This is a genomic window from Undibacterium sp. Jales W-56 (genome assembly GCF_025548535.1).
Taxonomy (GTDB): Bacteria; Pseudomonadota; Gammaproteobacteria; order Burkholderiales; family Burkholderiaceae_D; genus Undibacterium.
The window spans coordinates 1-25,945 of the sequence record NZ_JAJLQW010000010.1 but is presented as its reverse complement, the minus strand read 5'-3'; the positions used below and the strand labels follow the sequence as shown (position 1 = coordinate 25,945).

The window sequence follows — 25,945 nt, the reverse complement described above, 5'->3', positions numbered from 1 at the left end:
GTCGCTCAGGCTGTCACCGCCGTATTGGCCGCTGGCCTCCATTTCGATTGCCCGAACTTAACCAACTCGAACCATGCGATGCTCAACGCAGCAACAAGCAAACATTTGAACAGCAGCACAGGACCAGGAAGCGAAAATGCGAACAGATCTCGTATCACGCCCAGACTCAGCACCAAAAACAACAGAAGTACAGTGCATAGGCTGATCCAGGAAAACGGACTATTCAGAGTTTCCTTCCGTATCCAGGACGGCAGCGACCAGCTGCGATTTGTATATATGAGCCCCAGGTTTGACATCACGAGTGTGAAGAATGTCGTAGTGCGTGCGATGTCGTCGGATTTACCGGACCATTTGACCTGCAGATAAAAACAGACCAACATGGCCAATAAGCCACCGCCCTGCAGTAGACCGCGTATCAATATCTCGCGGTCAAACAAATGCATATCAGGTTTGCGTGGTTTGCGCTTCATGGCGTCCGCTTCTAATGGTTCCGCCTCGAACACGACTGAGCAGGCTGGGTCTATCACTAGTTGCAAAAAGAGGATGTGCACCGGCATCAACAGCATGGGCCAGCCAAACAGCACCGGCAGTATCGATAAGCCAACGATGGGGACGTGCACTGCGACGATAAATACGATTGCCTTGCGCAGATTGGCAAACAGGCGGCGGCCGTGCTTGACAGCTGATAATAGCGAAGAGAAGTCGTCCTTGAGCAGAACCAAGGCAGCGGCTTCCCGCGCGACGTCGGTGCCTCGCGCGCCCATTGCGACGCCAATGCTAGCCGCCTTCAGCGCGGGCGCGTCATTGACGCCGTCGCCGGTCATCGCAACAATATCGCCACGGCTACGAAAGGCTTGCACAAGGCGTAGCTTCTGCTCAGGCGCAATCCGACAAAAGACATCTGTGTCTTGAAGACGATTCAGCAGCGCCGTATCGTCCAGTGACGCTAGGTCAATACCGGATAATATGCCCACCGGTGGTTTGCCGATCCCCGCCTGCTCCGCGATTGCCAACGCCGTTGCTGGATGATCACCTGTGATCATCACAACGCGTATACCTGCCGCTTGGCATTGCGCCACAGCCTCTGGAACCTCCGGCCGAACCGGGTCTTGCAGTGCGACGAGGCCCAAGAACACAAATTCAAAGACATGCTGGTTGTCAGGCAGAGGCATTGCTGGAAAGGTTGCGCGGGCGACGCCGATCACGCGTAATCCCTTATTCGCCATCGCTGTCACTTGTGCGAATATCGTGGCAGCCCGGCCCGGTTCAATGTGGCAAAGATCTACAATAGCCTCAGGCGCACCCTTGGCCGCAACCAGATATTCAGACCGGTCCGTTGATTGCCAAACCCGAGACATGGCCAGCATTTTCCGCGAGAGCGGATAGTCATCAATCAAAACCCAATCGGAATGTAGATGTTCAGTGCTGGCAAGCAGATGGACGCCTGCCTTCCCTATAGCCGACTCCATCGGATCGAACGCTTGTCGATGACTTGCCAGTACCGCATATTCGAGCAAACTGTGCAGTTCGTCTTGTAAAGCGGGAGCGGCCGGGGCTTTGCCGTCGTAGAAAGACTTCTCCGACCAAAGCTGGACAACTTCCATGCAATTGGCGGTGAGGGTGCCGGTCTTGTCAACACACAGCACGGTGGTTGCCCCGAGCAATTCAATAGCGGGTATGCTGCGCGCCAGAATTTTTTCTCGTCCCAGGCGCCATGCGCCCAGCGCTAAGAACAACGTTAGAATAACAGGCAACTCTTCAGGCAAGATAGCCATAGCCAGCGTGATTCCGGCAAGTAACCCATGCAACCAATCTCCGCGCAGCCACCAATAGATCAGACCAAGGCCAGCAGCGAGGCCCAATCCCCCTATGGCTACCGTCTTGACCACACCCCGCGTCTCCAGTTGAATCGGCGTCAGCTCTCCACCTAAAGCAGCAAGCGAGGCACCAATGCGACCCAGCGCGCTGTTCGGCCCTGTGGCGATCACTAAGCCGCTCGCTGTTCCTTGCGTAATAAGAGTCCCTGAATATACCTGGTTGTCTTTTTCAACAGTAATATCGGCTTTGCCATGCTTCATTACCGGAACAGACTCTCCAGTGAGCATGGATTCATCCACGGTCAAATTCGATGCGTTGAGCAGGTCAATATCGGCGGGTACGCGATCGCCCTCGGCGAGCAGAACCAGATCGCCAACCACCAGTTCCCTACCGGGGACGCGCTTCTGCTGACCGTCCCGGATAATCAATGCACGTGGGCACGATAGGTCACGCAAAGCGTTCAGTGAGCGCTCCGTGCGTCGTTGCTGAAAAAAAGTGATGCCGATGACGATGCAAACAAAACCAAGGAGCATGAGCGCTTCGTTCCGGTCGCCGAGTACCAGATAGATGGCGCCGCACGCTACGAGCAGCAGGAACATCGGCTCTGAAATCACATCCAGCAGCAAACGCCCTGCACTCAAAGGACGAGAAGTGGAAAGCTCATTGGGACCATTTGTACGCAGTTTTTCTGTAGCTTCGGCTGCTGTCAGACCCTCACTCTTTTCTGGCGTCGACATGGTATCCATCCTATCCAAGCGCGGTTTGTCGCACTAGATTTTCATGGTCCAAGTCCGGCCGCTTCCACGGATCAACGTGCGTCATTAGATTGAGTACACGGTGGCGCTCCAGCACGCGGCGCCTGGCATCGACGGCAATATCGTGGCCGGCTTCCACCGTCAGCGTCGCCTCGACTTCCAGATGCGCGTCAGCGATGATCATGTCGCCCATCTTCCGGGTGCGCAAATCATGCACGCCACTGACTCCAGGCGTCTCCAGTAATGTTGCTCGAATTGCGCTAATCTCCATCTCGTCAATCGCGCGATCCATCAAGTCGTGAAGGGCATCCCAAGCAAATCCCCAGCCCATCCTCAGTATCATGATGCCAACGATTAGCGCCGCAATGGGGTCAAGTATTGGAAATCCTGCCAAGTTGCCGATGATGCCGACGCCGACGACAAACGAAGACGCAGCATCTGAACGCGCGTGCCATGCATTGGCAATGAGCATGCTTGATTTGATGCGCTTGGCGATCCCAAGCATGTAACGAAAAAGCAGCTCTTTGGCGCAAAGCGCAATCACCGCCATCCACAACGCAATACTTTGTACCTTCGCAATGGTCTCCGGTGCCTCAAGTTTCAGAACTGCGGTCCAGACCATGCCAATACCAACCACAAGCAGCAATAACCCCAGGACCAACGACGCCGCATTTTCGAATCGTTGATGTCCATATGGATGATCGTCATCCGCGTCCTTCTTGCTGTGGTGACTGGCAAAAAGTACTACGAAATCAGCAACTAGATCGGATAAGGAGTGTATGCCGTCTGCCACCAAGCCCTGTGATTTAGCCAACAGACCGATACCGATTTGGGCGACACTCAAGCAAATGTTCACGCTTACGCTGACCCAGGTGCTGCGCGATGCGGCGGCGGCTCGTTCAACTGACGAATGTGAGGAAATTTCGTTCTCGTCTTGGAATTCAAGTGGATTCATATGGGCAGGCAAAGGGGGAGCGCATTAGCTAGCGAATATCACTATCTTAAGTGACAACGTGATACTAAGCGAGCGTGGGTGCTCCGAATCATAGTCGCAATGATTCGCGTTTCCGGGAACCAAGCGATTGAGAACATGCGGTAGCTTCTCCTTACTCCATATAGCGTATCGCGGAACCAGCATGCAATTGCAAGTCAAGTTTTTTTGAAGATTGCCGTTAAAGGAGAAGCAGTTCTTGAAAGCTAATTCTCATCGGAGAGCAAAATGACCTCAGCAATTGGTAGTTCGACAAAGGCAGCCTACACCCCCCCCGGTCCAGGCTAGTGCGCAACCGGCGATAGTTCGCGGCAAGGACAGTGACGGTGACAACGATGGAAGTAAAGTTGCTGAAATTGAAAAGCCAAAAGCTTCGTCAGGTCCCGTTGGAACAATAATTGATACGACCGCCTGAGTGATTTGGGCGATCGCTTTGAACGAGGATCCGGAGCTCACAATTCCATTTTTTGGACGGTTACGGGTGTACTGAGTTCTGTCTAATCGGGTTTTCGTTTAAGACTGCGGCACCCGGAGGTTCCGACATAATGCACATCCTTTTTTGCGAGCCTACAGTTTATTTTTCAGCAAAACATCGTCCATACAAGGGTACAGCACCGAGAGAGCTTATTCGCACTATTTTGAAATTGCGTGGTAGTCGTGCGGGAACCATTGACGGCCATTATCACTATGCGCCTCAATCGATCGCCCACATAGCATGCGCGTCAAGCTGCACCCTTGCGCTGGCGGCGACGGCCGCGATCCGTGCCAACTGGGAAGCCAATGATGCCTCAAGAGCCAAGCGGCGGCTAAGCAAGGCTTCGGCCAAAGTATATTCGTTCGCCCTATAGCCCAGTTCCATCAAGTGCGCCTGATTGGCGCTCTGCTGCTCGACTGCGCGCAGGCTGGTCCAGACCTGATAGTTGTATTCTTGTTCGGTCACTGCCCGTTGCGCGGCAAGCGCTACCTTGGTCTTGACTTGGGCCACCCTTTCGTTCGCCATCTGTGCCCTAATGTACGCAGCAGAGCTCTCGGCGTTGCGTGCGCCGCCCGGCAAGGCAATTGACACGCTGATGCCGATGGTGCGTTCTTGACCTGCGCGTTCGCGGCCAGCACGCAGCGCAATCGTCGGGTCTGGCATACGCTCGCTAGCGGCACGTTTTGCTTTCAATCCGTACCATTGGGCCTCCACCTGTGCCAATTCAAGCTCATGGTTGTCATCCAGGATTCGAGTGAGCTGATCTGGCCGCCGTAACTGCATGGGGCGCGGATCGGGGACCTGGGCCAATTGCGGAGTCGGAATACCGGGATAGGTGGTGGACAACGAGGTGAGCGCTTGGTAGACCTGTTGCTCTGCCTGCTCAATCAACGCAGCGGCCCGTCTTAATTCGGTATCGGCTTGCATCAATTCAAGACGAGCTCCGTCCCCGGCCTTCACGCGTAGTTCGGCGATCGATCTGAGCTGCTTGATCAACGTGTGCTGTTCCTTTAGTTGGTCGAGCGTGGCCTGCACCTTCAGCGCATCGAACCATTCCTGCATCAGCGACCGGCCGGCTTCATGCCAGGCGTCGGCCCGCTGTGCCAGTGCCAGCGCCAGCCCTTTTTCGCCTAGCGCTCGATCCTGCCCGGCTTTGCCAAACCAGCGTATGCTCCTTTCGAGCATCAGTTCCTGCTCACGATAGCGGTCCCCTTCGAGCACGCTGCGCTGGCTTATGCCACCCCGTACCGTCCACTCCCCTGGACCGGCGGCCAGTTTTGTTTGCTCGGCGCCAGCCAGCTCATTGTTGAGGGCGCCGATACGCAGTTGCGGTAATTGGGACAGCAAGCGCCTGACGGTTTGCTCCGGAGGCAATCCAAATAACTGCTCGCTGGCGAGCGGCAAGGCCGGGCCGCTAGCCCAGGCATCGGCACTTACTAGCGCCGCCAAGGCCAGTGCCAGTCTGGCAAGGTGGAATTTCATGCGAGCCTCCCACATGCGGTTAATGGACCGAGCCAATACGTCACCTCGGGGCTCGGAATCTCGCAAGCCAAGGCCTCGAGCAACAGCAAAAGATGATCGCCAACACCTGCGACCAGAACCAGCTTTCGGCCGCTGCGCCCCTGCACCAATTCCATCGGCGACTGCAGCACGGCGCCTTGCCCCATTCCCTGCGCCGCGAGCACGGAAAATCCCGTAGCCCAGAGCGGGTGCAACAATAGAAAGTCGAGTACATCCTCTTCCAGACCGACTGGAATGGCCAGCGTGAGCAAGCTGTCGTTGGAGATATTTTTTAGCATGATTGGTCTGCTTGAAAAATTGCCACCCGCTTGACACCGAAGCGCCGGAAGAGCATGGGCAAAAGTATTAATGTCAACAGGGTCGCGCTGAGCAGCCCCCCGATCACCACGATCGCCAACGGCTTCTGAATTTCGGAGCCGGGGCCGGTGGCCAGCAGCAGAGGGACGAGGCCCAGGCCGGTAATGCAGGCGGTCATCATCACCGGTCGGAAGCGCCGCAGCGCGCCCTGGCTTACCACCTCCGGCAGAGCCATGCCGCGCGCCACCAGTTGGTTGAAGCAGGTAATCATCACCAGACCATTGAGGACAGCGATGCCCATCAAGGCGATAAAGCCGACCGACGCGGGCACCGACAGATACTCGCCAGTGATCGCGAGCGCTACCACGCCGCCTATCAATGCAAACGGAATATTGACGAATACCAGCAGCGCCTGCCGTATGCTGTGCAGCGTGCTAAACAGCAGCAGGAAAATCAACGCCAGCGCCACCGGCACGACCAACGCCAATCTTGCTGCGGCGCGCTGCTGATTTTCAAACTGCCCGCCCCAGCTCAGGCGATATCCGCCGGGAAGTTTGATTTTGCTGGCGACGGCGCGCTTCGCTTCGTCGACAAATCCCACCAGATCTCGGCCTCGGACATTTGCGCGCACGACGGCCAGGCGACTGCTATTCTCACGCTCGACTTTGACGGGACCGTCCACGTGGCGCAGCGTCGCCAGCTGGCTCAGCGGTACCGACTCGCCGTCTGCGAGCGGCAGGCGCAATTGCCCGAATAATTCGGATGACAGTTGAAGTTGCTCACTTCCGCGTATCAGCAAGGGCAGGCGCTTGCCGCCCTCGATCACGACGCCGGCCACGCGTCCTTCGATGAGCGTGCGCAGATCCGCCTGCACCTGCTCGGAACTCAGAGCCAGCCGGCCGGCGGCAACCCGGTCGATGTCGACCTGTAGATACTGCACGCCTTCATTCTTCACGGTCAGTACATCCTCACTGCCTGGTATCGCCTGCACCACGTTGACAATTTGCGCAGCCAGCGTGCCAAGCGCCTTGGCATCGGGTCCATACACTTTGATCGCGAGATCGCCGCGTACGCCCGAAAGCATTTCCGAGGTGCGCATTTCAATGGGCTGAGTGAAGCTGATGTTGACACCAGGGAAGTCTGCCGTCGCCTTGCGCAAGGCGTTGATCAAGTCTTCCTTGTACTGACTTCGCCACTCCGGGCGCGGCTTGAGCACCAGGAACGTGTCGGTCTCGTTCAAGCCCATTGGGTCCAGGCCGAGCTCATCCGATCCGAGCCTCGCAACGATGCGTCGCACCTCCGGTACTTGCGCAAGGATGCTGCGTTGTATCGCCATGTCGAGACGTGCGGATTCGATCAGATTCACGGATGGCAGCTTTTCGATTTGCATAATAATGTCGCCCTCGTCGAGCACCGGCATGAACGATTTCCCGACAACCGTGAATAGGCCGATTGCGATGAGCAAGGCAGCGACGGCGCCGCCGGTCACCAGGCGCTCGTGCCGCAGCGCTCGACTCAGCAAGGCCTGGTAGCCCGCCTCCATGCGCTGCACCAAACGCGGTGGTGGACCATGGTGTGCCTTGAGCACCAGCGAGGACAGCACCGGAATCACCGTCAACGACAGCAGCAGCGATGCCGCCAAAGCGAAGATGATGGTCAGCGCGACTGGCGCGAATAATTTTCCCTCCAGCCCTTGCAGCGTCAGAAGGGGCAGGAAGACGATCATGATCACCACCATACCCGCCGTCACTGGCACCGCAACTTCCCGCACCGCGCGGTAGATCACATGCAGACGCGACATGCCTGGCTGGGCTTTGCTGCTGTGAGCCTCAATGTTTTCCACCACCACCACCGCTGCGTCGACCAGCATGCCGATGGCGATGGCCAAGCCGCCGAGCGACATCAGGTTTGCGCTGAGTCCGTACTGGCGCATCAGCAGGAAGGTGCCAAGTGCCGACAACGGCAAAATGCAGGCCACCACGAGGGCCGCGCGTAGGTTGCCGAGAAAGATATACAGCAACAGCACCACCAGCAAGGTCGCTTCCAGCAAAGCTTTGGTGACTGTCTTGACTGCCCGCTCGACCAGATTGCCCCGATCGTAAAAGGTGCTGATAGTGGTGCCGGCCGGAAGCGAGCGGCCAATCTCGACGAGTCTGGCCCTTACCTGATCAACGACGGTTTGGGCGTTGGCGCCGCGTACCGCTAGCACCAGCGCTTCGACCGCTTCGCCTTTTCCGTTCTGCGTGACGGCGCCATAGCTTGTCAGTTGGCCGATTCGCACGGTTGCGACCTGGCCCACCGTAATGGCGACGTCGCCGCGCTTGACGATCGCGATGGCGCCGACATCGGCAAGCGTTCGGATACTCGAGTCGCTGCGGATGAGCAGAGATTCTTCGTTGCTGCCGAGCCGACCTGCGCCATCACTCCGGTTATTGGCCTCTAGCGCTTGCTGTAACTGCGCCAGCGAAATGCGCCGTGCCGCCAGCGCAGCCAGATCGGGCACTACTTCAAAGCTCTTGACCTGACCACCTAGCGAATTCACATCGGCGACGCCGGCGATGTTGCGCAACTGGGGACGGATCGTCCATTCCAGCAACGTGCGCTTTTCCATCAACGACAACGGCCCTTCGATGGTGAACATGAAGATTTCCCCTAAAGGGGTGGTGATCGGCGCCAGCCCACCGCTTACCGACGGCGGCAAGTCCTTGAGTGCCGAGGCGAGGCGTTCGCTAACCTGCTGTCGCGCCCAATAGACGTCGGTGCCATCGTCGAAGTCCAACGTAATGTCGGCGATCGCATATTTGGATTGCGAGCGAAGAATGGCCTGGCGCGGTATGCCTAACAATTCCTGCTCAATCGGCGCGACGATGCGGGCTTCGACTTCTTCCGGCGTCATGCCCGGCGCCTTGAGTATCAACTTGACCTGCGTGCTGGAGACATCCGGGAAGGCGTCGATGGATAGCTCGCCCGCGGCCTTGATGCCGGCCGCTATCATCAACACCGCCAACACCAGCACCAGAAGGCGCTGTGCCAGGGATAGCGCGATTAATCGGCCCAGCATCACTGACTCCCTTTAGCCGCAGGTGCGCCGGTGGGCTCACCGAACCCTGCCCATGCGCCCTTGAGTGCCACCAATCCGCGCACGGCCACTTGCGCTCCTGAGGCGATCGCTCCGCTTACCCAAAGCTGATCACCGGCAACCGCTCCACTGATCACCGGAACGGCCTGGAAGCCGCTGGCGTTACGTACAAACACATAGTTGGCCGATCCGCGACGCACCATCGCTACGGCTGGCACGAGCAGAGCGTCGCTTCCTCGCGGTGGCGTTAGCAACCGCGCCTCCACGAATGCATTTGTCTTAAGACAGGCCTTCGGTTCGACCTGGCGTGCGCGTACCTGCGCTGTCTGATTGGCGCCGTTTATTTGCGGCGAGATCGCAATCACCCGTAGCTGCCCGCACTGGGCGACGTCGAGCAACGCCCCCACCGCCAGCATCGGCAGCTGCTTGGCTGACGCCTGCAATTCCACCCACAGCGGGCCATCGCGGCTTATCTTTGCCACCGCCATGCCAGCCTCCAGCTGCTGCCCGATGGTGACCGGCAGCTCAAGCAATGTCCCCGCGCTATGCGCGCGCACGATGAGCAGCGGGGTCGGTTGACCGCCAGTTGATAAGGCCTTGATGGCTGACGCATTCAAACCGCCTGCATGCAGCGTCTGGGCGCGCTGATCGCACGCGAGTCTGACCAGATGCGCTGCGGCACGGCTTTCCTCCACCCGCGCACGGGAGATGATCCCATCCGCAAACAGGCTTTCATCACGCAACAACTTATCGGCCGCCAAGTGGGACTGCGTCGACAGCTGAACGTATTCGCGTTGCGTCTCCATCCATGCGGGACTGAACAATGTGACCAGTGCCGTTCCTGTCTGCACACGCTGCAGCGAACTAGTATGCACCTGCTGCACCACCCCGTTGGCGGCAGCGGCGGCGAGGATGAGCGAATCGGCTGGCGTGACCACCGTTCCCGATAGGACGACGGCATTGCCCACGGCCGTGGCGGCGGTGGCCGGCGCGGCTACGGCCGGCGCTGTCACTATGCCGGCCCGGCTGATCTGCTTTGCATTCATGGGCAACTGTTCAATGCCGTCGGCGCCGAAAGTGCTCGCTGGTCCGATGAGCAGGAAAGGCAAGAGCAGAGTGCGGAGCAGGGGCACCAGGGTGGTGTGTGGCTGGAACATCATGAAATAATTTCCTCGGAGGGGATCGGTGGGTATGATGGTGGTGATCAGATATTAAGAAGTTCTTAACAACTGCCGCCTACCATGAGGCGCAGATAAACGACGAATCCGACCCATGCGCATATTGCTCACTGAAGATGACCCTCAACTGGGGCGTGCCACCCAGATCGGGTTGGAACAGGCAGGCTACGCCGTCGACTGGGTCCAGTCGGCCGAACATGCGCACACGGCAGTGCGGCTGCATGACTATGGCTGCATCCTGCTGGACCTGGGTTTGCCGGGACAGGACGGCATGCAAGCGTTGAGCGCCTTGCGCAACGCCGGTTATGGCGGTGCCATCCTGATCGTGACCGCCCGCGACAAGATTCCCGAGCGCATTGCCGGCCTGGATGGCGGCGCGGATGATTTCGTCGTCAAGCCGTTTGACCTGGATGAGCTGGCAGCCCGGATCCGCAGCGCGTCGCGGCGGGCCGCCGGTCGGCTGCGTGAAGAGCTGGTCCACGGCGATCTGGTGCTCGACATCGCCGCACGCCAGGCGACCCAAGCGGGAAAGAATGTCGCGTTGACCAGCCGGGAATTCCGCATCCTGCAGATGATGCTGGAGAACTGCGGCAGGGTACTGAGCCGTGAACAGCTGGAGCATAACCTCTATAGCTGGGGCGAGGAGGTGGAAAGCAATGCGGTACAGGTCCATATCCACCACCTGCGCAAGAAGCTGGGTCGCGGGCTGATACGCACGGTCCACGCGGTTGGCTACTGCATCGACAAGCCGACACATGGGGTGGACATATGAGTACTGAAACCGTACCGCGCTGGTCGTTACGGCGATTGCTGCTCGGTGTGCTGCTGGCGTTGACACTGGCATTGTGGGGCGGCAGCGCGTTCATTGTCTACATCGAGGCGCAGCGGGAGAGCCAGGAACTATTCGACCAGTCGCTGGCAGAAACGGCTCACCTGCTGTTGTCTCTGGCCGAAAACGAGGCGACGGAGCATGGCACCGCGCTGGCGACCAACCTCAGGATAACGGAGCGCCCGGACTATCATCGTTACCTGCTGTTTCAGATCCGCGATGCACAGCAACGCCTGCTGTACAAAAACGGCGGCGCGCCCTCCAGAGCGTTTTCGCAGCGCGCCCCGGATGGGTTTTCCTGGGTGCAAATCGAAGAGCATCGCAGCCGCCTTTATTCCAGCTGGAACGCCGACCGCACGCTACAAATCCAGGTCGCCGAGCCGAGCAGCCATCGCGAGGAGATCAGCAGCAGATTCTTCTACAAGGTCACTGGATTTGGCGTTGTGCTGGCGATGCTGGCCGGGTTGGCGATCTGGTGGTGCATCGACCGGGTGTTTCGGGTGTTGCAGGTGTCAGCCAACGAAGTCGGCGCGCGCACCCCCAATGACCTGGCGGACGTCCCGTTGCGGGGGGCGCCGAGCGAGGTGTTTCCACTGCTGCTGGCGATTAATCGACTCTTTGGCCGAGTCAGGCAAAGCATGGAATACGAACAGCGCTTCACAGGGGACGCCGCACACGAACTACGTACGCCGCTGGCCGCCATCAAGACCAACCTGCAGGTCATGCAGCGGGCGCGCAGCGTTGAAGAACGAGAAGAGTTCATCGCTGGCCTGAACGCCAGCGTCGACCGCGCCGGCCGGCTGGTCGATCAATTGCTGACGCTGGCACAGCTCGATCCGCAAGGCTGCCATGGAGTGGCGTTGGAGGAAGCCGACCTGGCAACGTTGTTGACCGAGGAGCAATCATATTGGCAGAGCCTGGCGGTCGGCCATCACTTGCGTGTGGACATTGCGCATGCCCCATGCCGGATCGAACGTGAAAGCCTGCGTATGTTGTTGCGCAACCTGGTGGACAACGCTGTACGCTACACCCCCGTGCCTGGCCGCATTGTGGTCAGTTGCGGTCAATCGGAAGGACGCAGTTACCTGCGGGTGGCGGACTCGGGGCCAGGCATAGCTCCACAGATGCAAGGCCGGGTCTTCGAACGGTTCTTCCGCCTCGCCGGGGCGAAAGTGCCGGGCAGCGGGCTGGGCCTGTCCATTGTGCGCAGGATCATCGACATGCACGGGGCCGAGATACGACTCGGCACAGGAATAGATCATAGTGGGCTTGGCGTTACCGTCAGCTTTCCTGTGTTAGCAAAGCGGGACGAATAGCGCTTGCGCAGGTAGGCGTACGGCCTCGCCACTTATTTGCCGCTCATATAGCAACAAAGCACTTGGGGAAATTTGATATGTATCAAATTTTTTTGCGAATCGCGGTTCTACAATCGACCTAGTTCACTTACATCAAAGCCTGTCCTGATGATATAAGGCCGATCTCAACCAAGGAGCCAGCGATGACAATGTTTCACATGCTCGCTGCGCTTGCTGCCCTTGGCGCCAGTTGCACGGCGCTGGCGGATAACGATTGCACCGATCCCATCGCAGATTGGAAACCACGTGAAGTGTTGCGCCATCAGGTCGAGTTGCGCGGTTGGACTGTTCAACGCATCAAGGTTGACGACGGTTGTTATGAGGTGCGAGGTACCGATCGGCTAGGCAATAAAGTGAAGGCGAAGTATGGACCAGCGACGTTGCGCATCCGCAGCCTTGAGATCGAATTCGGCGAACACGGCGATGCCTCCGACTACCTGTCCCCGGCGCGACCATCCGCTGAACAAATCAGGGAGCCCAGCCCGCATACTCAAGGAAATAAGCAATGAAAAAAATTCTTACCGGGGCCTGGCTGGCTGGCACATTGGCGCTCCCCTCAATGGCACAGGCGCGTCCAGTCGTGCTAACCACCCAACTGCAAAATTACAACGGCAGCGGTGCCTATTTGGCATTCTATATCACAGACGCCGCAGGCATTTACAAAAAAACCTTATGGGTTGCCGGTAAGAAGTCGAAATATTATAAGCACTTGAGTGCCTGGGCGCGGGGCAGCGGGCTTGACGCGCGTACATACGATGGCATTAGCGGCGCGAGCGTCGGTAACGGTAAATCGCTGAAGGTCACGGTTGAACTGGCCGATGCGCTGATTGATGCGGGCTATGAAATCCGCGTTGACAGCGCGGTGGAAGACGGCCGCGATCATTCTGCCGATGTGCGCGCGCCGCTGACCAAGGCAGGTGCTGGCAAACCTGTCCAGGGGCGCGGCTATATCAAAGCCTTCAGTTACGACATGTAAGGCACTGCATGTTGCGTCGGCTACACTCCATGCTTGGCCTGTTCTGCGGTGTTCTGGCTATATTGCTGGGGTTGACCGGCGCACTGTTGTCGCTCTATCCGGCGCTGGACCGGCTTGGCACCACCGTGCCGAGCGGCGTCAGCGTGGCCGAGATGGCCAGTCGCGTCGTACGCCAATACCCAGGCGTCGAACAGATCCAGCGCACGCCTTCCGGAACATTGATCGTTTACTACAGCACGGTCGCCGGCGCCAGCGTGGTCCGCGTCGATCCGGCGAGCGGCGCGGCGACCGCCTATGCGCCGTCGGCGCTTTTTCGCTGGATCAAGCAACTACATCGCTCCATGCTACTCGGGGCGAATAGGGAAAACGGAAAAAATCGGGCGCTAAGCCCTGTTACCGATTCTTGAAGTCCCGCAGCGGCCGATATTTTCCCTCGTCGACCTTCCTGCTCTGGCGCCAGACGTAATCTCCTGTCAGATTGATGTGCTCCCAGCCTAACGGCGAGAGGAATTGCAGCATGCCGTCATCGGCCAGTTTGCCGGACTCGCGCAGCGCTTCGGTTGCCCGCTCCAGGTACACCGTATTCCACAGCACGATTGCGGCGGTCACGAGATTCAGGCCGCTGGCGCGGTACCGCTGCTGCTCGAATGTCCGGTCGCGGATCTCACCCAACCGATGAATGAAGACCGCCCTGGCCAGTGCGTTGCGCGCCTCTCCCTTGTTCAGGCCTGCATGCACGCGCCGGCGTAGCTCGACGTTCTGGAGCCAGTCCAAGATGAACAGCGTGCGCTCGATCCGCCCCAGCTCGCGTAGCGCGATCGCCAGGCCGTTCTGGCGAGGGTAGCTGCCCAGCTTGCGCAGCATGAGCGATGCGGTGACTGTGCCGTGCTTGATCGAGGCGGCCAGGCGGAGCACGTCGTCCCAGTGTGCGCGTAGATGCTTGATGTTTAGACTACCGCCAATCATTGAGCGCAAGGCCGGGTGATCGCCCACCTTGCCCGGCACGTACAGCTTGGTGTCACCTAGATCGCGGATTCGCGGCGCGAAGCGGAAGCCCAGGAGGTGCATCAGTGCGAACACATGGTCGGTGAAACCGGCGGTATCCGTATAGTGCTCCTCAATGCGCAGGTCTGATTCATGGTACAGCAGACCGTCGAGCACATAGGTCGAGTCGCGCACGCCGACGTTGACAACCCTGGTGCTGAACGGCGCGTACTGGTCGGAAATGTGGGTGTAGAACAGCTTGCCGGGTTCGGCGCCGTACTTGGGGTTGATGTGGCCCGTGCTCTCGGCCCGGCCGCCCGCGCGGAAGCGTTGGCCGTCCGACGACGACGTTGTGCCATCCCCCCAGTGCACGGCGAAGGCGTGCTTGAACTGGGCGTTGACCAGTTCAGCCAGGCCGGCCGAATAAGTTTCGTCCCGGATGTGCCAAGCCTGCAACCAGGAGAGTTTCGCATAAGTGGCGCCAGGACTCGATTCCGCCATTTTGGTCAGGCCGAGGTTGATGGCGTCGGCCAGAATCGCGGACATGAGGAACGTCCTGTCGTTGGCCTGCTCCCCGCTCTTGAGGTGAACGAAGTGGCGCGTGAATCCGGTCCAATCGTCCACGTCCATCAGCAGTTCGGTGATCTTGATCCGGGGAAGCATGCCGCTGGCGAAGTCGATCAACGCTTGGGCCTCGTCCGGCACCACGGCATCCTGCGGGCTGATCCTCAGTCCAGTCTCAGTAATAATCGCATCGGGCAGTTCGTTCGTCAGTGCAAGCCGGTTGACGGTGGCCAACTGCTGTTCGAGCAGCAGCAAGCGGTCTTGTAAGTACTGGTCGCAGTCCTGGTTGACGGCGATCGGCAACTCGCGAGCCGTTTTCATGGCTCCGAATCTTTCCGTAGGCAGCAGGTATTCCTCAAAGTCGCGGAACTGGCGCGAGCCCTGCACCCAGATGTCGCCTGATCGAAGCGAATTCTTCAGTTCCGACAAGACGCAAATCTCGTAGAAGCGACGGTCAAGCCCGTCGTCGGTGATGACAAGCGGTTTCCAGCGTGCCTTCACGAACGCGATTGGCGCGTCGTCCGGTACCTTGCTCGCCCCGGTCATGTTCATCTCGCGAAGGACGTCGATCGCATCGAGCACCGCTTGCGCGGCCGGCGCGGCTTTCAGCCTGATCACGTCCAGAAACTCGGGCGTATAACGCCTCAGGGTGCTGTACTGCTCTCCCACCAAATGCAGGTGGTCAAAGGTCTCGGGCTGGGCCAGCTCCGCGGCCTCGGTCACGCTTTGGGTGAAGTCGGTCCACGGCAGCACGGCCTCGATCGCGGCATACGGGTCCATCCCGGATTCCTTTGCCTCGACAAGCGCGCGGCCGATTCGACTGTACAGGCGAACCTTGTCGTTGATGGCCTTGCCCTGCTTCTGGAAGTCCTGCTGATGCTTGTTCTTGGCCGCGCTGAACAGCCTGATCATAATTCGGTCGTGGAGGTCGACCAGTTCGTCCGTCACGGTGGCCATGCCCTCGATAGCCAGTGCAGCCAATGTCGCATAGCGGCGCTCATCCTCGAATTTCGCCAGGTCACGCGGCGTCATCTGCGCACCCTCGCGCGCCATTTTCAGTAGCCGATTCTGGTGGATCTCGCGGCCAAGCCCCTCAGGTAGTGCCAGCGACTGAAATACCTTGAGCCGTTCGATATGTTCGCGCATGTAGCGGGAATTCGGCTTGAGCGGCGACTGGCGCAACCATACCAGCCAAGTAATGCTCATGTCGGGCGCGACGTTGAGCAGGTTGTCCAGGGAGCGCTTGTGGTGCCGCTCCAGGGGGTCGAGCAACGCGCGATAGATACGCCGGTTGGCCCGCGTCACGGCCTCGGCACAGGCCCGCTCGATGACGGTCAACGCAGGTAGGATAATCCGCTTTTGGCGCAGCGTTTCAAGGGAGTGAGCGCCGAGCACCATTGCCTTGTCCGTCTGCACCGCGAGGTCGGCCAGGCTGTGCACTAGCTTGCGGTAGTCCGGCAGCCCGAACACCGACAGGCCCAGGTAGGCGCGCAGCTCGTGCAGGTGTTCATTGCGCGTCTTTTCCCGCTCTGCGTATTCAGGCCAGGCCTCGGCGTCGCTGCGCACCTGCTTGGCGATCCAGTGGAGCACCGGGTCGGGCAGCGCGGTGTCGCTTGCCAGCGCATAGCCAGGGTAGCGCAGCAAACACATCTGCACCGCGAAGCCGAGGCGGTTGGCAGCACCACGGCGTTGCCGGATCAACGCCAAGTCGGCGTCCGTAAAACTGTATTGCTGAATCAGGTCATCCTGACTTCGAGGCAGAATCAGTAAACTGGCGCGTTCGGTTTCAGAAAGTAGTGAGCGGCGTGGCATTCAATTCAGTGGAATGGCAGATTATTTTTTGGCCCTTGTGCGCCGTCGCTTTCGCCCTCCTGGAAGTGGGTCAAACTGACGGTGTCGTTTTGACTGGAGCTTGCTGTCAGATTTGGCATTCCTGTTTAAGCAGAAAACTGGCGAATTCCGCAGCGGGCGGGACGTGATGTGGCTCGGTCTGCCTTCGAATAATGAAAATTTCTTTCTTCGGCGGATCATTTTCGAGCGCGATTGCTTTCAATCTGCCCTCGCGACTTTCCAGTTCCACAGCCGACGCCATGACCAGAGAAATGCCTAGCCCTGCTTGTACGGCACGCTTAACCGCTTCGGTGCTACCTAATTGAATCGACACGCCAATGGACTGAGCATTGTTGCCAAAATACTGTTGCAGAACTCTGTTGGTACCGGTGCCTGATTCCCCGCCCAACAGTCGTTCGCCGATCAACCATTCGCGTGGAATACTCTGCCTGTCGGCCCAGCGGTGATCGTTCGGCACGATTAATACCAGCTCCTCATGGCGCCAAAATTGCGCGACATAGCCAGGGCGGTTGTCCCACCACTCCATGACCGCCACGTCTATTTCAAGACGCTCCAGCTTGTCGGCGATGTCAGGGTTCTTGCCGATTACGATTTTCATCTCGCGAGAGCTTGATTCCTGATACATCTTTAAATGCGGTTGAAGCAGATAGATCCCGGCATTGGAACTTGCGCCGATCACAATGGCGTTCTTGCGGAACAAGGCCTGGGCACGCTCGCTAAGTTGAATCAAATGTTCTGCAAAAGGCAGAAACTCCCTTCCTTGTAAGGTCAGAATGCAACCGTCATTCTTTCGCTCAATCAGGCTGGCGTTCAGCGACTGTTCCAAGCGCTTGATATGTTGCGTTACAGCCGGTTGGGAAAGCCCGGTTTTCTTAGCGGCTTCCCGAAATCCACTACACGATGCAACCGCAAGAAACGTCGCGACACATCCCAGGTCTAGCATCCTGCAGTCACCAAAGTAGGCTCAACCGGATTGTTGATGGCGCCAACAGGTCTCTGCCCGGAGAGTGCCTGAACAATATTCAGCGCCGCTTGTCGCTCGATCTCCAGGCGTACTTCCTTTACCGCCGAGCCTAAATGGGGTGTAAATAAAGTCTGCGCTTGATTAACGAGCAGCGATTGCGGGATGCCTGCTGGCCGGTCGGCGCGGCGCCATTCTTCCATTTCATATACATCGGCGGCGTAGCCTGATAAATGGCCGGCTTTTAATGCGGTACTCACGGCTTGTTCATCGACCACGGAGCCGCGGCATGCATTGATCAGGTAAGCGCCGCGTTTCATCCTGGCGATCGAATCGTCATTGATCAAATGAAAGGTCTCCGGCGTCATCGGCAGCATGGGAACCACGAAATCGCTTTCCTGCAGAAGCGCATCCAGACTGACTCGCTCCAATCCCCAGGCTTGCTCCCGTGCAGAATCGAGCGCAACGCTGTCGCAATACACCAGTCGCATATCAAAACCAGCCAAGCGCTTGGCGATTGCTGTTCCGACCGCGCCCATTCCAATAATGCCAAGCGTTTGGCCAGTCAATCCTGCGCCGTACAATTCCGGGCGCCAGCCTTGAAATTGCCCAGTGCGAATGCGGCGATCGCCTTCAAGCATGTGGCGCGTTAGACCCAGCAGCAATCCGATGGTCAATTCAGCCGTTGGAATCGTCAACAGATCCGGCACGATGGAAAACCAGATGCCGCGCCTCGTGCAGGCTTCCACATCGAAGTTGTCGTAACCCTTCAGGGCTGCCCCAACCATCCTTAGCTTCGGGCAAGCATTCAAAAAATCCTCATCGATGCTATCTGGCATGAACACCATGATGGCGGCGGCGTTTTTTGCTCGGCTCAGCACTTCCTCGCGCGACAAGGTGTCGCGCGTATTGTTGGGAATGACTTCCGCAACGCTTTCCAGTAATTCGAGGATTTCCGGATGTACCCAGTGGGTGACGACTACTTGTGGTTTCATGATTGTTGCAGGTCCTTCCTTATTTGAATTTGTGACGCAAGCGCGAGCTGAGTGCATCAACCAATGTCACCATCGCGAGAATCACCAGCAGGATTGCCGACACTTCCTGGTATAGCATGATGCGCAGCGAGCCCATCAGCTCGAAGCCAATTCCGCCAGCGCCCACCATACCCATCACGGTCGAAGCACGGAAGTTATACTCCCACCGGTAGATCGCGGTATCAGCCATCTGCGGCAACACCTGTGGAAGCACGCCGTGCAGAATGACTTGCAGTCGGCTACCGCCGGCCGCGCGCGCGGCTTCAATCGGCCCTTCGTCGGCATGTTCAATCGCTTCGGCGAAGAACTTGCCGACCATGCCGATCGAGTGCAAGCCGAGTGCCAGCACCCCAGGCAAGGCGCCGAAACCGACGGCGGCAACGAATAGAATGCCCATGATCAGTTCCGGCACCGAACGCAATGCATTGAGTACGATGCGGGCCGCTTGGTACACCAATGGGTGAGGGCTGGTATTGCGTGCGGCCAGGATCGCCAAGGGCAGCGAAAACGCGACGGCTAGCGCAGTCCCGGCAATGCTCATGGCCAGTGTGTCCACCAATGGCTTGATCCAGTTTCGCCATTCAGTGAAGTTCGGCGGCATTGTTTCACCCATGAGCGTCGCAATCGCCGGCAAGCCGTCAGCCAGCTTGCGATAGTCAAGCAGCCCTACGTAGCTTGCGGCAATCAGAGCAATGGCAAGGACAGCGGTCAACTGCAAGGCGCCCCGCCACCATTGGCGCCGGTCAGCTTCAAGCATCTTGTCGTATTCGGCACCGGTGGCACCATTCATCACATTCGATGTCGTCATCATGATTCCCTGTCGCGCAATCGATCACATCTTTGAAAAGTCTAGCTTCAAGATTTTACCCATGTCGCGAATGACGTCGTAATCCTTGTCGGTCACGGAAGTGAAGCCTTCAGCCTTGAAATTCTTCAGCACTTCCGGATCCTTCAGGTCGACGAAAGCTTGCCGGATCTTTTGCTTGAGCTCGGGCTTGAGATTGGAGCGCATGGTCCACGGAAATTGCGGGTAGCCCTTGCTGTAACCCAGCACCTTGACCTTGGACGCGTCGATCAGCTTCCGGTCATTCATGTAGACCCAGATGTCTTCCGACAGGCCCCCGACATCGGCGTTGCCGTTGGCGACGTTTATGGCGACCGCGTCATGGGTGCCGACGAAGTGGGCGGAATAGTCGCGGTCAACCCTCGCACCCGCGTCGGCCAGCACTGTCTTCGGGATCAGATGGCTCGACGTGGAAACGCGATCACCGAAGGCCACTTTCTTGCCCTTGATGTCCTTGTACGAATTGACGCCGGAATTGACATTGGCGATCAAAACTGAACGATACGTCGCTTTGCCACCTTTGACCATTGCTGCGAACGGCTCAATGTCGCTCTTGCTCTTGGCTAGAACGTAGGACAGCGGACCGAAATACGCCATGTCCAGGCGACCGAATCGCATCGCTTCAATCATCGACGAATAGTCTGTGGTCACGACCAGCTCGATCTTCTTGCCGAGCGCTTTTTCGAGGTACTCCTTGAGCGGCTTGTTGCGCTTGATGAGTTCGGAGGCATTCTCGTCGGGCAGCAGTGCGACCTTAAGGGTGTCAGGATCCGGATCGGCAGCGAGGGCGACATTGCCAAACAGGGTCAAGGCGGCGATGCCTATGACGGCGAACAGTTTTTTCATGCTGGTTCCTTTGCAGTGGCAAGTTGTACGAAAGTGGCTTTGGGTTCAATGGGCTTAGCTTGATGGTCCGGTGCTTCGGACGGCGCTGTCTTTTGCTCGTACAGCGCGGCAGCCTGGACTGGCGTCAAGGCATCCGGTGTGGAATCGAAGACGACATGTCCATGCGACAGGCCGATGATGCGGTCAGCGTATTCGCAGGCCAGATCTACCTGGTGCAGACTGACGACGATGGTGATTCCATCCTCGTGGCAAAAACGTTTGAGTTGGGCCAGCACCTGACGCGACGAAGCCGGGTCGAGGCTCGCTACCGGTTCGTCCGCCAACATCAGACGGGGTTGTTGCGCGAGCGCCCGGGCGATTCCGACGCGCTGCTGCTGGCCGCCGCTTAGGCAATCGACGCGTTCGAGCGCCTTGTGCAATAGACCGACGCGCTCTAGACATTCGAGCGCAATACGGCGTTCCCCGTACGGCAACGGAAACATTGTGCGCCAGGCCGGGTGGTAACCGATGCGGCCCAGCAGTACGTTGGCCAGCACGCTCTGGCGTGCGATCAATTGGTGCTGCTGAAAGATCATGCCTGTGCGCTTGCGATGTTCATGGACACGCCCGGCATGGTCCAACTCTCCCACGCCATCAACCGTAATGTGGCCTGCGCTGGGACGTGCGAGCAAGTTCAGGCTGCGCAACAGGGTGGATTTGCCAGCACCAGAAGCGCCAAGCAATACCGTGAATTGCCCAGGTACGAACGCCAGTGTTGTCGAATGCAAGGCTGTGAAGCTGCCGTACTGTACCGATACTTTGTGAAGTTGGATCATGGCCTCTCCGATCAATAAGGTAATCAATATGGAATATTGATTCGCAAATCAAATATGAGGCCATCGTAGCTAGGGATTGTTACTCAGGCGTGACAACTTGATGAAATTTTGATGTCAATGGGCCGGGTTTGATCCTGATTTCGGCTTCGCTCGCATGGAGGAAATTACTGTTGTGAAGGAGACGCCCGTCATCAAATCGTTCGTCCAGAAATTGCTCCAGCCGTTGATAATCAGATTCTCCTGAGTTTGGCGCGGTAGCAGCAAACCGGCACGTTGGGTTCCAGAAGGTAATTAAAGGCGTGGCATTCGATTCAGTGTCCCGCTTGCCAAGTCATTTATTGCTCGTTGTTCGGCTTTTTTCTGCGACTGAAGCGTTAATATCGCATACGGACTATAACGACCATACCCGAGAGGAACGTGATTGCTGCGACTAACCATACCGCGCTGACCACGCCGTACAGGTCGGCCACAACGCCCGCCAGCAAGGCCCCGATGGCATAGCCTAGATCGCGCCAGAAACGGTAGACGCCGACGGTCGAAGCGCGCCAGGCCGGGTTGACTACGTCGCCGATGGCCGCCAGTAGCGTCGGATAGACCATGGCAGTCCCGATTCCCAGGAGAATCGCGCCTGTCGCATACCATCCGAACGAGGACCGGAAGGCGATTATGGCAATGCCGGCTGCCTGAACCCACATCCCCGCCACGATCAATCCCTTACGACCAATACGATCCGACAGCGCGCCGGTGAAGAGTTGGCATACTCCCCATACGGTCGGGTAGATCGCGGCAAGCGTGCCGATTTGGGTGAGGGTCATGCCGGCGCCGGCGAACACAAAGGGGAACAACCCCCATGCCATGCCATCGTTGAGATTATTCACAAGTCCGGCCTGACTAATCGACGACAAGTTGGGGTCACGTACGCTGGTCTGCCAGAAAATCGCGCGCTGCGGCGGCACGATGGCCGCGCCGCGCGTGGCGGTCATTGCGGCTTCCATTTGCGCGTGGCCGCGCGTCTCGCGCACAACCAAAACCGATAGCAGCAAGCCGATCACTGCAAACGCCACGCCAAGGTAGAACGGCTGCGGTCGCAAGCCATAATTGGTTGCAATCCAGCCGGTCGCCAGCGCCGCTGCGCCGACGGCGAAATAGCCCGCGAATTCATTGATGCCCATCGCCGTGCCCCGATTTTTGGGACCGGCAAGATCGATCTTCATGATTACCGTGGTCGACCAGGTCAGCCCTTGGCTCACGCCCAGAAAAACGTTGGCCAGCAAAATCCAGTTCCATGACGGCGCCCACATCAGCAAAAAGGGGACCGGCGTGGCGATCAGCCAGCCAATCACTAGCACTACCTTGCGTCCGTAGGCGTCGGAAAAGCGGCCGGCAAAATAATTAGTGATGGCCTTGGCAACACCGAAGACAACAATGAAAGCCAGAATCGCCGTGTGGGCGACCAGCTTGAATTCCTGTTCGGCAATGGCGGGCAAGATGCTGCGCTCCATCCCGACCATGGCGCCAACAAATGCATTGACGACAACAAGCAAGCTAAATTGGCGCCAGTTCGCGCGCAGTCCAAGTTGTAGGCCAGTGGGGGTGGCCGGGGAATGTGCCGCCGGTGGCATAGCCCGTTCCTTGCTCATGCAACCTCAACTTGGCCGAGATTGGCGGCGACAAGCCTTTCCATCTCAGCGGGGCGCGGTAGGATCGTGGTCGTGAGGGCCGTTATAAATGCCGCCTTCTCCAGGGATAGCAAAGAATTCCAGCGCTTTTCGAAACCGATCGTCGACGACGGCTTTCCAGAGATATCCGCGCCGCATGCGCTTCCAGCTTGGTGCCCTGGAAAAACTTCCAGCTCATCCGGCAAGTTCAGCAGCCGGCCTTGCAGGCTGTCCCACAGCTGGGCCGCCATTTCTTGTTCGCGTCCCGCGAGGTCCGGTCGGCCGACCGAACCGACGAACAATGTGTCACCAGTCAGAATGAACCATGGCGCTTCTGCGCGCCGGCGGTCCGAGACCAGCAGGCAAATGCTATCTTCTGTGTGACCCGGCGTATGTATGACCTGAATGCGAGTATTGCCGGCATCTATGGTCTGCTTGTCGGTCACCGGGGTGAACGGGAAGGCGGCCTTGCCGATATTGCTTTCGTGTAGCGAGTAAGCCGCGCCGCTAAGTTCGGCAAGCGTTCGGCCGCCGGACAGGTGGTCGGCATGGATATGTGAATCAAACACATAGGAAATCTCAACACCCAGCATGCGTGCCTGGTCCATATACCAGGCTTCGTCGCCGGCCAGCACGTCGAGTGCGATTCCCTTGCCTTGCCCGCCGCAACCGAAGAAGTACGAGATCGATGCATCGTCATTTGTTCTTTGCTTGAAAAACATTGCAGCCTCCTAAAATACGAAAACCTTGTCCGCCCATTCGGACCAGTCCGCCAGTTGCTCAAGCGTGCCGCGATATGTCCCTTCGATCAGGTCACTGTCCTGTAGCGCGCGTGAATCCATGCAGCCACCGCATACGCCGATGTTGTCTTGGTTGGTGGCGCTAATCCGCCCCAGTATTGTTTGCAGATTGGGCTGCCCTTCCGTCACCTTCTGACCGCTTTTTGCGGTGCCAACCGCGTCGCCCATCAGATAGATGCGCACCGTATTGTGTTCACGCTTGGCCAGTGCTGCGGCCAGCCGTAAGCCGTTGTGGGTCAGCTCGCTGCCGTATGGCGCGGCGTTCAGAATGAACAGTGCCTGCATGGGAATTTGCCTCTTAAAGTAAAATAACCAACAATCTAACGATCATTGGAATATAATGGATCTTTGTTTTTCCTGCAAGACTAAATTGCCGGTGGCCTTGACCTGAGACTACGAAATGCTGACACTCCTCCTATGACAACGAATAGAACCATCAAGGACGCCCTGTACGAGCAAGTAGCACGTATCGCCAAGGCATCGGCCAGCCCGAAGCGGCTGGAGCTGATTGAATTGCTGGGGCAGTCCCCCAAGACCGTTGAGGCCTTGGCGCTGGAAGCGGGCATTAGTGCGAAGCTGGTCAGCGCGCACTTGAAAGAATTGAAGTCCGCGCGCCTTGTCGAGGCTGAACGCCAGGGGAAGTACATCATTTACCGGCTGGCCAGCGCAGAGGTGGGCCAGCTATGGGTGACACTCCGGGTTCTGGCCGAGGACCGGCTGTTCGAATTGCAGGACGCTCTGCGCCAGCTCTCTGCTGCCACCCATGAGTGGGTCGGCAATAGTCGCGAAGAACTGCTGAACAAGGCGAAATCCGGGGAAGTGATCGTGATCGACGTACGTCCGGGAGAGGAATACGCGGTTGGCCACGTGCCGTTTGCACGTTCGATGCCACTGGCCGAGTTGAAGAACCGTCTGGCCGAATTGCCAAAGGACAGGCCCGTGATCGCATATTGTCGCGGTCCGTTCTGCTTGATGTCGTCCGATGCAGTCAGGCTGCTCCGCGACCAAGGCATCGACGCGCTACAGATGCGAGAGGGCGTTGTTGAGTGGAATAGTTGATGCTATTTCGCTGCATCCAGATTGCTGTTTTTATCGGTAAGTAGCCTTACGTTTTACGCCCGCGGGCCTTGGGTACAGATACCATCGCCTTCGCTTTCAACAGCACATTCTCGCCCTCCAGCTCAGCCAGGCGCGCCTCCAGCCGCGCATTTGCTTGCTGGGAGTGGTCCAGGCGCTCCTCGGCCATTTCCATCTCGAACTGCCTGCTACTTGCCATTTCGCGCGCGGCATTCACTGCCTCCGTCCCTTCGTACAGCTTCCGGGCCTGCTCTCTGGCTGCATCTAGCTGTTCGGCCAAGGTATGCTCAAGATGGACCTTCTCGCTGCGCAGCACGGCCAGCGCCTCGCGGCTGTCCTGGAGGTAGGTGCGCAGCGTGCCCGCCTCCTGCTCGGTACGGGCAATGCGCGCCTCATACGCGCTCTTGTCTTCCTGGCGCTGGGTCGCGCTCGCATCCTGGAAGTGCTCGAACTGCCGCCGGGCCTGAGCCAGCTGGTCCGCCAGCGATCTGATCTCCGCCGCGCGATCGGCCAAGCGTTGGGCCTGCCCGTCTTTTTCGGATTCGAGGGCGACGATTGCCACGGCGTCTTTTTGCCGTGCCACCTGCTCGCGCGCGAGCATTGCCTTCACGTTTGCCAGTTCGTCCGCAAGCGCTTCGCGCTCGGCGCCAAGTTTCCGCCCTTCGGCGTACAGCGCCTCTAACACGCGCGCGGCCTCTTGCGCCGCCTGCTGATGCTCGGCGCGCAGTTGCTCGACCTGGGCTTTCGCACCCTCCTGCACGCGCTCGTACACCCCCTGGACGGCCTCCAGCAGATCGGCCGGCAGGCCGGCGCCGGCAGCTGCGACCTCGCCCCCATGTTGCGCCTTCCATTGCTTGAGCATGGGCGCGATGGTGCTTTTGCTGCCGGTGCCGCCTATGGCCTCACGCACGGTGTCGACGGTGGGGTTCTTGCCCGCGGCTGCCAGCTGGGCGGCCGCCTTCGCGACATGAGAGTACAGGACACCGGCTCTGGCCATGATCGATCCTTAAATAAGATAACGTGCTATGTAATACGTAATAGTATCTTAAATTACAGTTAAAGCTGATCAATGAAGGATGCACATTTAGTGCCGATAATCGAGCTTATCGCCAGCCATGCCCGGCCGCAGCGTGCTATCTTGCCGTAACCCCCGTTACAAGCCCGACCGCGAGCGACACAGCCATGGCCACCCCCGAACCCGCCGACAACGGCGCCGAAATCCACGATGCGCACCCAA

Annotated in this window: 23 protein-coding genes; 6 read left to right on the top strand and 17 right to left on the bottom strand. The window is 58.4% G+C overall.

What is annotated here, in order from left to right:
- Nucleotides 1-5: 5 nt before the first annotated feature.
- The 6 genes from LPB67_RS18730 to LPB67_RS18705 all read right to left on the bottom strand — a co-directional run bounded on the left by LPB67_RS18730 (nt 6) and on the right by LPB67_RS18705 (nt 10,096).
- The gene (locus LPB67_RS18730; RefSeq protein WP_262838847.1) at nt 6-2,555 is read right to left on the bottom strand and encodes a cation-translocating P-type ATPase; all 2,550 of its coding nucleotides are present in this window, start codon (nt 2,553-2,555) and stop codon (nt 6-8) included.
- A 10-nt stretch (nt 2,556-2,565) separates the two neighbouring features.
- Nucleotides 2,566-3,528 (bottom strand): cation diffusion facilitator family transporter, encoded by a 963-nt coding sequence (locus LPB67_RS18725; RefSeq protein WP_262838846.1) that lies wholly within the window; start codon nt 3,526-3,528, stop codon nt 2,566-2,568.
- 730 nt (nt 3,529-4,258) lie between these two features.
- Complete coding sequence (locus LPB67_RS18720) at nt 4,259-5,521, bottom strand: TolC family protein (RefSeq protein ID WP_262838844.1); 1,263 nt, start codon at nt 5,519-5,521, stop codon at nt 4,259-4,261.
- Complete coding sequence (locus tag LPB67_RS18715) at nt 5,518-5,838, bottom strand: DUF3240 family protein (RefSeq protein WP_262838843.1); 321 nt, start codon at nt 5,836-5,838, stop codon at nt 5,518-5,520. Before LPB67_RS18715 ends, LPB67_RS18720 begins: the two co-directional genes overlap by 4 nt.
- Nucleotides 5,832-8,918 (bottom strand): efflux RND transporter permease subunit, encoded by a 3,087-nt coding sequence (locus LPB67_RS18710; RefSeq protein WP_262838841.1) that lies wholly within the window; start codon nt 8,916-8,918, stop codon nt 5,832-5,834. Before LPB67_RS18710 ends, LPB67_RS18715 begins: the two co-directional genes overlap by 7 nt.
- Nucleotides 8,918-10,096, bottom strand: a complete 1,179-nt coding sequence (locus LPB67_RS18705) for an efflux RND transporter periplasmic adaptor subunit (protein WP_262838840.1) — start codon at nt 10,094-10,096, stop codon at nt 8,918-8,920. Before LPB67_RS18705 ends, LPB67_RS18710 begins: the two co-directional genes overlap by 1 nt.
- A 112-nt stretch (nt 10,097-10,208) precedes the next feature.
- Between LPB67_RS18705 and LPB67_RS18700 the strand changes: the two genes are divergently transcribed.
- From LPB67_RS18700 to LPB67_RS18680, 5 genes are all read left to right on the top strand, one after another.
- Nucleotides 10,209-10,886, top strand: a complete 678-nt coding sequence (locus LPB67_RS18700; protein WP_262838838.1) for a response regulator transcription factor — start codon at nt 10,209-10,211, stop codon at nt 10,884-10,886.
- Nucleotides 10,883-12,259, top strand: a complete 1,377-nt coding sequence (locus LPB67_RS18695; RefSeq protein ID WP_262838837.1) for an ATP-binding protein — start codon at nt 10,883-10,885, stop codon at nt 12,257-12,259. The genes LPB67_RS18700 and LPB67_RS18695 overlap by 4 nt, the downstream gene beginning before the upstream one ends.
- Before the next feature lie 182 nt (nt 12,260-12,441).
- Nucleotides 12,442-12,807, top strand: a complete 366-nt coding sequence (locus tag LPB67_RS18690) for a PepSY domain-containing protein (RefSeq protein ID WP_262838836.1) — start codon at nt 12,442-12,444, stop codon at nt 12,805-12,807.
- Nucleotides 12,804-13,274 carry a DUF2271 domain-containing protein gene (locus LPB67_RS18685; RefSeq protein WP_262838835.1) on the top strand — a complete coding sequence of 157 codons (471 nt, stop codon included), beginning with the start codon at nt 12,804-12,806 and terminating at the stop codon, nt 13,272-13,274. Before LPB67_RS18690 ends, LPB67_RS18685 begins: the two co-directional genes overlap by 4 nt.
- Before the next feature lie 11 nt (nt 13,275-13,285).
- Complete coding sequence (locus LPB67_RS18680; RefSeq protein WP_262838834.1) at nt 13,286-13,681, top strand: PepSY-associated TM helix domain-containing protein; 396 nt, start codon at nt 13,286-13,288, stop codon at nt 13,679-13,681.
- On the opposite strand, the gene LPB67_RS18675 is transcribed toward LPB67_RS18680, so the two are convergent.
- From LPB67_RS18675 to LPB67_RS18635, 9 genes are all read right to left on the bottom strand, one after another.
- Entirely contained in the window at nt 13,668-16,634 is a 2,967-nt protein-coding gene (locus LPB67_RS18675; RefSeq protein WP_262838833.1) for a Tn3 family transposase, read from the bottom strand. The two genes, LPB67_RS18680 and LPB67_RS18675, sit on opposite strands and share 14 nt — an antisense overlap.
- A 106-nt stretch (nt 16,635-16,740) precedes the next feature.
- Nucleotides 16,741-17,616 (bottom strand): LysR family transcriptional regulator, encoded by an 876-nt coding sequence (locus LPB67_RS18670; protein WP_186886029.1) that lies wholly within the window; start codon nt 17,614-17,616, stop codon nt 16,741-16,743.
- Complete coding sequence (locus LPB67_RS18665) at nt 17,610-18,629, bottom strand: phosphonate dehydrogenase (protein ID WP_262838832.1); 1,020 nt, start codon at nt 18,627-18,629, stop codon at nt 17,610-17,612. Before LPB67_RS18665 ends, LPB67_RS18670 begins: the two co-directional genes overlap by 7 nt.
- A gap of 19 nt (nt 18,630-18,648) precedes the next feature.
- The gene (gene phnE, locus LPB67_RS18660; protein ID WP_308925953.1) at nt 18,649-19,425 is read right to left on the bottom strand and encodes a phosphonate ABC transporter, permease protein PhnE; all 777 of its coding nucleotides are present in this window, start codon (nt 19,423-19,425) and stop codon (nt 18,649-18,651) included.
- A 75-nt stretch (nt 19,426-19,500) separates the two neighbouring features.
- Nucleotides 19,501-20,358: a phosphate/phosphite/phosphonate ABC transporter substrate-binding protein gene (gene phnD / locus LPB67_RS18655; RefSeq protein ID WP_262838831.1), complete on the bottom strand. Its 858-nt coding sequence runs from the start codon at nt 20,356-20,358 to the stop codon at nt 19,501-19,503.
- The gene (phnC, locus tag LPB67_RS18650) at nt 20,355-21,173 is read right to left on the bottom strand and encodes a phosphonate ABC transporter ATP-binding protein (protein ID WP_186886026.1); all 819 of its coding nucleotides are present in this window, start codon (nt 21,171-21,173) and stop codon (nt 20,355-20,357) included. Before phnC ends, phnD begins: the two co-directional genes overlap by 4 nt.
- 374 nt (nt 21,174-21,547) lie before the next feature.
- Entirely contained in the window at nt 21,548-22,813 is a 1,266-nt protein-coding gene (locus LPB67_RS18645) for an MFS transporter (protein WP_262838829.1), read from the bottom strand.
- Nucleotides 22,810-23,553, bottom strand: coding sequence for an MBL fold metallo-hydrolase (locus LPB67_RS18640; protein WP_262838828.1), 744 nt, complete (start codon nt 23,551-23,553; stop codon nt 22,810-22,812). Before LPB67_RS18640 ends, LPB67_RS18645 begins: the two co-directional genes overlap by 4 nt.
- Before the next feature lie 9 nt (nt 23,554-23,562).
- Nucleotides 23,563-23,916 (bottom strand): DsrE/DsrF/TusD sulfur relay family protein, encoded by a 354-nt coding sequence (locus tag LPB67_RS18635; protein ID WP_262838827.1) that lies wholly within the window; start codon nt 23,914-23,916, stop codon nt 23,563-23,565.
- A 132-nt stretch (nt 23,917-24,048) separates the two neighbouring features.
- Between LPB67_RS18635 and LPB67_RS18630 the strand changes: the two genes are divergently transcribed.
- Nucleotides 24,049-24,690: an ArsR/SmtB family transcription factor gene (locus tag LPB67_RS18630; RefSeq protein WP_262838826.1), complete on the top strand. Its 642-nt coding sequence runs from the start codon at nt 24,049-24,051 to the stop codon at nt 24,688-24,690.
- Between the two features lie 46 nt (nt 24,691-24,736).
- Here LPB67_RS18630 and LPB67_RS18625 read toward each other — a convergent pair whose 3' ends face one another.
- Together LPB67_RS18625 and LPB67_RS18620 are read right to left on the bottom strand one after the other, a co-directional pair.
- Complete coding sequence (locus LPB67_RS18625) at nt 24,737-25,705, bottom strand: DNA-binding protein (RefSeq protein WP_262838825.1); 969 nt, start codon at nt 25,703-25,705, stop codon at nt 24,737-24,739.
- Nucleotides 25,706-25,764: 59 nt separating this feature from the next.
- A partial coding sequence (locus LPB67_RS18620) for a hypothetical protein (RefSeq protein WP_262838823.1) occupies nt 25,765-25,945 on the bottom strand: 181 nt, incomplete at its 5' end.